Source organism: Patulibacter medicamentivorans (assembly GCF_000240225.1).
In the GTDB taxonomy this organism is placed as follows: Bacteria; Actinomycetota; Thermoleophilia; order Solirubrobacterales; family Solirubrobacteraceae; genus Patulibacter; species Patulibacter medicamentivorans.
Genome location: NZ_AGUD01000162.1, coordinates 1 through 980 on the forward strand (window position 1 = coordinate 1; position 980 = coordinate 980).

The window sequence follows — 980 nt, forward strand, 5'->3', positions numbered from 1 at the left end:
GAAGGAGCGGGGGGTGGCCGAGGTCTTCACCCCGGGCACGCCGACCCAGGCGATCATCGACTTCATCCGCAGCGGCGTGGCGGCGCGCGAGCGGGACTGAGCGCCCGGGTTCGCGCTCTTCCACACCCCCGACCGGGCGGGTTGTTCGATCCGCACCGCACGAATCGGGGCGCCTGCGCCACCATGGGTCGCCCCCGAAGAAGGAGCTTCTCCATGGCCGCCACGCTGACCAGCGGCGCCCTCGCGGCGCCACGCCCCGTCCTCGCCGACCTGCTGCCCGGCGTCCGCGCCCGCAGCGCGGTGCTCGTCCTCGCCGGTGCCCTCTTCACCGCGCTCTGCGCCCAGATCGCGATCCAGGTGCCGCCGTCGCCGGTGCCGGTCACGGGGCAGACGCTGGCCGTGGTGATCGTCGGCGCCACCCTCGGCGCCCGCCGCGGCGCCGCGGCCCTGGCGCTCTACCTGCTGCTGGGCCTGGCGCTGCCGGTCTACGCCGAGGGCAGCTCCGGCTGGCACGTCGTCTGGGGCCCGACCGGCGGCTACCTGATCGGCTTCATCGTCGCCGCGGCCGTGATCGGCCACCTGGCCGCCCGCGGCGCCGACCGCCGGGTCCCGACCGCGTTCGCGATCTTCGCCCTCGGGCAGCTGATCGTCTTCGGCTTCGGCGTCCCCGGCTTGATGCTGGCGACCGGCCAGGACCTCGGCTGGTCGATCCACAACGGCTTCACGCTGTTCATCGCCGGCGGCCTGATGAAGGCGGCCCTCGCCGGCCTGGTGCTGCCCTCGGCCTGGCGGCTGGTGCGGCGCTTCGACGGCGAGCGCTAGCCACCCTCGACGGCGGCCACCGGCGGCCCGGCGACCCACGCGCCGCCGGGCCGCCGCCAGAGCGCGCGGTAGGGGCCGGGGCCGAGCGCCGGGCCGGTGCGGACGGCGATGCCGAGCGGATCGGTCCGCTCGTCGCTGTCCCAGCGCGTCGGCATCAG

The 980-nt window shown here is 76.2% G+C and carries 1 protein-coding gene; it reads left to right on the top strand.

Features of this window, described 5'->3' with window-relative positions; translation table 11 throughout:
- Positions 1 to 213 precede the first annotated feature (213 nt).
- Positions 214 to 822, top strand: a complete 609-nt coding sequence (locus PAI11_RS10800; RefSeq protein ID WP_007574296.1) for a biotin transporter BioY — start codon at positions 214 to 216, stop codon at positions 820 to 822.
- Positions 823 to 980 lie beyond the last annotated feature (158 nt).

Bases quoted from the DNA above. Each gene is read 5' to 3' on its own strand.
- PAI11_RS10800 (WP_007574296.1), top strand. From the start codon at position 214: ATGGCCGCCACGCTGACCAGCGGCGCCCTCGCGGCGCCACGCCCCGTC.